Here is a 6,143-nt window from a genome sequence, read left to right on the forward strand (position 1 = left end):
GGGACACACCAGTGAACAGAAGAACTTGCTCCCTCAACGCGACGAAGAAGAGGATATTCTGAGATCAGAGAAGCGATTTGATGCTGGTTGCGACACGGCGAAGGAACCGCGTCATGGCAGTGGTTTCGAGGGTATTTCGCGCCCTGATTTGCGTGATTCGCCATCTACGTGTAAGTTTATCTCTTGCTGCCGCTCAGCGAGTGGTTCTTCTCTTGGAGAGCTGTGAGGTGAGAGTGTGGTGGTGGTTTGAGAACTCAAGAGCGTGTTTGTACTACTTCTTTATAGTCAATGATTGCCAGTCCATTGCCTGCCTGCTGGTTTTCTGGTGGGTGCCTGAGAGATGGTTGAATGGTGATGGGGTTTTGTGTGAGAGGTCCTTTTTCCTTATAAAGGATTTTTCTCGTTTTTTTTGTTTTGAGAGTCTGTTTTTCGGGCTTTCTTCATGAATGTTTTTTTGTGGAGGGTTCGATTCTGGCTCAGGATGAACGCTGGCGGCGTGCTTAACACATGCAAGTCGAACGGGATCCCGGACTTCGGTTTGGGTGAGAGTGGCGAACGGGTGAGTAATGCGTGACCGACCTGCCCTGTACTGCGGAATAGCTCCTGGAAACGGGTGGTAATGCCGCATGCTCCGCACTGCTGCATGGTGGTGCGGGAAAGGTTTTTCCGGTATGGGATGGGGTCGCGTCCTATCAGGTAGTCGGCGGGGTGATGGCCCACCGAGCCTATGACGGGTAGCCGGCCTGAGAGGGCGACCGGCCACATTGGGACTGAGATACGGCCCAGACTCCTACGGGAGGCAGCAGTGGGGAATATTGCACAATGGGCGCAAGCCTGATGCAGCGACGCCGCGTGCGGGATGGAGGCCTTCGGGTTGTAAACCGCTTTTATCGGGGAGCAAGCGAGAGTGAGTGTACCCGTTGAATAAGCACCGGCTAACTACGTGCCAGCAGCCGCGGTAATACGTAGGGTGCAAGCGTTATCCGGAATTATTGGGCGTAAAGAGCTCGTAGGCGGTTCGTCGCGTCTGGTGTGAAAGCCCATCGCTTAACGGTGGGTCTGCGCCGGGTACGGGCGGGCTGGAGTGCGGTAGGGGAGACTGGAATTCCCGGTGTAACGGTGGAATGTGTAGATATCGGGAGGAACACCAATGGCGAAGGCAGGTCTCTGGGCCGTTACTGACGCTGAGGAGCGAAAGCGTGGGGAGCGAACAGGATTAGATACCCTGGTAGTCCACGCCGTAAACGGTGGATGCTGGATGTGGGGCACGTTCCACGTGTTCCGTGTCGGAGCCAACGCGTTAAGCATCCCGCCTGGGGAGTACGGCCGCAAGGCTAAAACTCAAAGAAATTGACGGGGGCCCGCACAAGCGGCGGAGCATGCGGATTAATTCGATGCAACGCGAAGAACCTTACCTGGGCTTGACATGTTCCCGACGACGGCAGAGATGTCGTTTCCCTTCGGGGCGGGTTCACAGGTGGTGCATGGTCGTCGTCAGCTCGTGTCGTGAGATGTTGGGTTAAGTCCCGCAACGAGCGCAACCCTCGCCTTGTGTTGCCAGCGGTTCGGCCGGGAACTCACAAGGGACCGCCGGGGTCAACTCGGAGGAAGGTGGGGATGACGTCAGATCATCATGCCCCTTACGTCCAGGGCTTCACGCATGCTACAATGGCCGGTACAACGGGATGCGACAATGTGAGTTGGAGCGGATCCCTGAAAACCGGTCTCAGTTCGGATCGGAGCCTGCAACCCGGCTCCGTGAAGGCGGAGTCGCTAGTAATCGCGGATCAGCAACGCCGCGGTGAATGCGTTCCCGGGCCTTGTACACACCGCCCGTCAAGTCATGAAAGTGGGTAGCACCCGAAGCCGGTGGCCTAACCTTTGTGGGGGGAGCCGTCTAAGGTGAGACTCGTGATTGGGACTAAGTCGTAACAAGGTAGCCGTACCGGAAGGTGCGGCTGGATCACCTCCTTTCTACGGAGAATTTCAGGATGCCGTTCGGCATCCGGTGTCAGCCCGACGGCCGGATAGTCCGGTTCCCGTTCGGGTGTGCTGGTGTGGAAGAGATTGTTGGCTTTGGCCTGCCGGTCGTGCGGTGGGTTCCGGGGTGGTATGGATGCGCTTTTGGGCTCCCGGACTGCCACCCCAGGATGTGTTGTCCTGGTGCGGTCCGTGTGGCGCCCCTCGCGTCGTGTCGGCTTCCCTTGGTGGGGGGTCGGGCGTGCGTGTGGGTGTGCGTGGTGGTTTGAGAACTGGAGAGTGGACGCGAGCAGACGCCATCCGTTCGGCGGGTGGTGTTTGCTGTCGATTTCGATTCGAACTCATTAACTATATTGTTTTGGTTGTGTTCGTTTCGATCGTTTTGTGATCATTTTGATGTGTTGATTTGTTGTCTGGGAGTCCAGTGCAGTGTTTTCGGGCTTCACACGGCATTGTGTGTTGTGTGTTGTCTTGAAGGGCGTATGGTGGATGCCTTGGCAGGCAGGACCGATGAAGGACGCGACGGGCCGCGATAGGCCTCGGGGAGCCGCCGAGTGGGCTTTGATCCGAGGGTTTCCGAATGGGGCAACCCACCGGCAGTAATGGGCCGGTACCGTGCTTCGGCGCGGGGGGTACGCAGGGAAGTGAAACATCTCAGTACCTGCAGGAGAGGATACTCCGTGAGTAGTGGCGAGCGAAAGCGGATCAGGCTAAACCTCATGCGTGTGATACCCGTCGGGGGTTGCGTGTGGGGTGTTGTTGGGATCGCGTGTGTCGGCTCCGACGGGCCGGCCGGTGGTGATAAAGGCGTGTGCGAGGGGAACCGGGTTGAATACCGGGCCGTAGAGGGTGAGGGCCCCGTACCCGTAGGCGCATGTCCCGCCGATCGCGTGTCCCGAGTAGCGCGGGTCCCGTGGAACCCCGTGTGAATCCGCCCCGACCGTGGGGCAGGCCTAAGTATTCCTGTCTGACCGATAGTGAACTAGTACCGTGAGGGAAAGGTGAAAAGCACCCCGGGAGGGGAGTGAAACAGTCCCTGAAACCGTGCGCCTACAAACCGTCGGAGCCTTTTAAAAGGGGTGACGGCGTGCCTATCGAAAAATGAGTCTGCGAGTCAGTGGTGCGTGGCGAGTATAAGCCGTGTGGCGTATGCGTAGCGAAGGCGAGTCTTAAAAGGCGTTTGAGCCGCGTGTCCTGGACCCGAAGCGGGATGATCTAGCCCTGAGCAGGTTGAAGCGCGGGTAAGACCGTGTGGAGGACCGGACCCACCTGGGTTGAAAACCGGGGGGATGACTTGGGGCTGGGGGTGAAAGGCCAATCAAATTCCGTGATAGCTGGTTCTCTCCGAAATGCATTTAGGTGCAGCGTCGGGTGATTGCATCCGGGGGGTAGAGCTACTGGATGCTTGCGGGCCCTTGTGGGGTACCAACAGCAACCAAACTCCGAATACCCGTGATGTGTATCCCGGCAGTGACCCGGCGGGGGATAAGCTTCGTCGTGGAGAGGGAGACAGCCCAGACCGTCGTCTAAGGTCCCCAAGCGCGTGCTAAGTGGGAAAGGATGTGGAGTCGCATAGACAGCCAGGAGGTTGGCTCAGAAGCAGCCATCCTTGAAAGAGTGCGTAACAGCTCACTGGTCTAGTGGTTCCGCGCCGACAATGTAGCGGGGCTCAAGCACGCCACCGAAGACGCGGCAGTACTTTGGTACTGGGTAGGAGAGCGTCCCACGGGGGGCGAAGCGGCGGCGCAAGCCGGCCGTGGATTCCGTGGGAGTGAGAATGCAGACATGAGTAGCGAAAGCGGGGTGAGGATCCCCGCCGCTGGATGACCAAGGGTTCCAGGGCCACGTTCATCGTCCCTGGGTGAGTCGGGTCCTAAGGCGAGGCCGACAGGCGTAGTCGAATGGATGAACGGGTCGATATTCCCGTACCGGCTGGCGACCGGCCAGGCCGAGGCGACGAGTACTAACCTTCGTCCTTCCGTGAGGCGTCCTTCGGGGCGTGGATCGGGTGGGTGTCGGGACCGTAGTCGTAGTAGGCGAGCGCAGGAGTGACACGGAAGGGTGGCCGGCTCCGGAGGTGGTTTTCCGGGGCCAAGCACGCGGCCCGTCCCCCAGGCAAATCCGGGGGGCATGTAGGGTGAGGTGCGATGGGACGCGCGTTTTGCGTGGATCCGGTGATCCCGGCCGTCGAGAAAAGCTTCGGCGTGAGGGCGTCAGTCCGCCCGTACCCCAAACCGACACTGGTGGTCAGGTAGAGAATACCAAGGCGATCGAGCGAATCCTGGTCAAGGAACTCGGCAAATCACTCCCGTTCCTTCGGTTTAAGGGAGACCCCCGATGGTGAAAGGACTTGCTCCTGGAGCTTTTGGGGGTGGCACAGACCAGGGGGTAGCGACTGTTTACCAAAAACACAGGTGCATGCGAAGACGCAAGTCGCTGTATATGCACTGACGCCTGCCCGGTGCCGGAAGGTTAAGAGGATCCGTCATGCTTTTGCGGAAGCGGTGAATTCAAGCCCCGGTAAACGGCGGTGGTAACTATAACCATCCTAAGGTAGCGAAATTCCTTGTCGGGTAAGTTCCGACCTGCACGAATGGCGTAACGACTTCCCCACTGTCTCGACCAGGAGCTCGGCGAAATTGCAGTACGAGTAAAGATGCTCGTTAAGCGCAGAAGGACGAAAAGACCCCGGGACCTTTACTATACCTTGGTATTGGCATTCGGTGTGGATTGTGTAGCATAGGCGGGAGACTTCGAGGCGTGGCCGCCAGACCGCGCGGAGTCGCAAGGTGAAATACCGCTCTGTTCGCATTGGATGTCTAACCACGACCAGTCATCCTGGTCTGGGACAGTGCCTGGCGGGTAGTTTAACTGGGGCGGTTGCCTCCCAAAGAGTAACGGAGGCGCCCAAAGGTTCCCTCAGCCCGGTTGGCAATCGGGTGTCGAGTGCAAGTGCACAAGGGAGCTTGACTGCGAGAGCGACGGCTCGAGCAGGGACGAAAGTCGGGACTAGTGATCCGGTGCCGGTGTACGGACGCGGCATCGCTCAACGGATAAAAGGTACCCCGGGGATAACAGGCTGATCATTCCCAAGAGTCCATATCGACGGGATGGTTTGGCACCTCGATGTCGGCTCGTCGCATCCTGGGGCTGGAGCAGGTCCCAAGGGTTCGGCTGTTCGCCGATTAAAGCGGCACGCGAGCTGGGTTCAGAACGTCGTGAGACAGTTTGGTCTCTATCCTCTGCGCTCGTTGGAATGCTGAGGAGGCCTGCCCATAGTACGAGAGGACCTGGGTGGACGAACCTCTGGTATGCCGGTTGTCACGCCAGTGGCACGGCCGGTTGGCTACGTTCGGGAGGGATAACCGCTGAAAGCATCTAAGCGGGAAGCCTGCTCCGAGATAAGCATTCCGTGAGGCCTCGAGCCTCTAGACCCCCCATGGAGAACACGTGGTGGATAGGCCGGACGTGGAAGCCCCGCAAGGGGTGGAGCTGACCGGTACTAACGGGGGAACGGCAACACACACCCCAACCCCTAGGGTCGGGGAGCACGAACAACGTACTGCGCTCGGACTTCCGGACGGCATGGAGCATCCGGATGACCACAAGACCATTTCGACATCGCGTCCGCTATCCGGTCCCCAAACCATCACGGGAACCAATCCCCCACACCAGCGCGTGTGGGATGATAATCGAAGATTTGCGGCGGTCATGGCCCAGGAGAGACGCCCGGCATCCATTCCGAACCCGGAAGCTAAGGCCTGGCACGGCGATGGTACTGCACCCGAGAGGATGTGGGAGAGTAGCACACCGCCGCACCACACGTTCACAAGAGAGCCCCGATGGAGACAATCCACCGGGGCTCCACTCATATTCCCGCACACTCTCTCGACCGGAACACCAACCCCCGCCAGGGCTCCCAGCATTCCCACACACCCCGGAAAACACCGGGCGCCACCGGTGCTCTCCCTGAAATTCCTGACGACCCGCAACGATACAGCCACCACGATGCCACGGGCGGCCGCACGATGACGACAACATCAAAGCCGCCACGAAACCCCCGGCACCAACCGCACCAGAACCCTTTTCGTTTATCCCCACACGACGCGAACCCCAACAGACAACAACCACCGGGGCCCCATTTATCCACACCCCAAACGTGC

1 protein-coding gene and 3 rRNA genes are annotated in these 6,143 nt (G+C 59.1%); all 4 read left to right on the forward strand.

Annotation, left to right across the window (positions count from 1 at the left end; genetic code table 11):
• On the forward strand, window positions 1-226 hold a 226-nt coding region (locus BMYO_RS11920; protein ID WP_211276865.1), incomplete at its 5' end, for a hypothetical protein.
• A gap of 227 nt (window positions 227-453) precedes the next feature.
• A 16S ribosomal RNA gene (locus tag BMYO_RS11250) occupies window positions 454-1,974 on the forward strand.
• Between the two features lie 468 nt (window positions 1,975-2,442).
• Window positions 2,443-5,506, forward strand: a 23S ribosomal RNA gene (locus BMYO_RS11255).
• 175 nt (window positions 5,507-5,681) lie between these two features.
• Window positions 5,682-5,799: ribosomal RNA gene (gene rrf / locus BMYO_RS11260) — 5S ribosomal RNA — on the forward strand.
• Together the 16S, 23S and 5S rRNA genes form the textbook arrangement of a ribosomal RNA operon.
• The last annotated feature ends 344 nt before the right edge of the window (window positions 5,800-6,143 follow it).

Origin of the sequence: Bifidobacterium myosotis (assembly GCF_002259745.1) — a bacterium.
Taxonomy (GTDB): domain Bacteria; phylum Actinomycetota; class Actinomycetes; order Actinomycetales; family Bifidobacteriaceae; genus Bifidobacterium; species Bifidobacterium myosotis.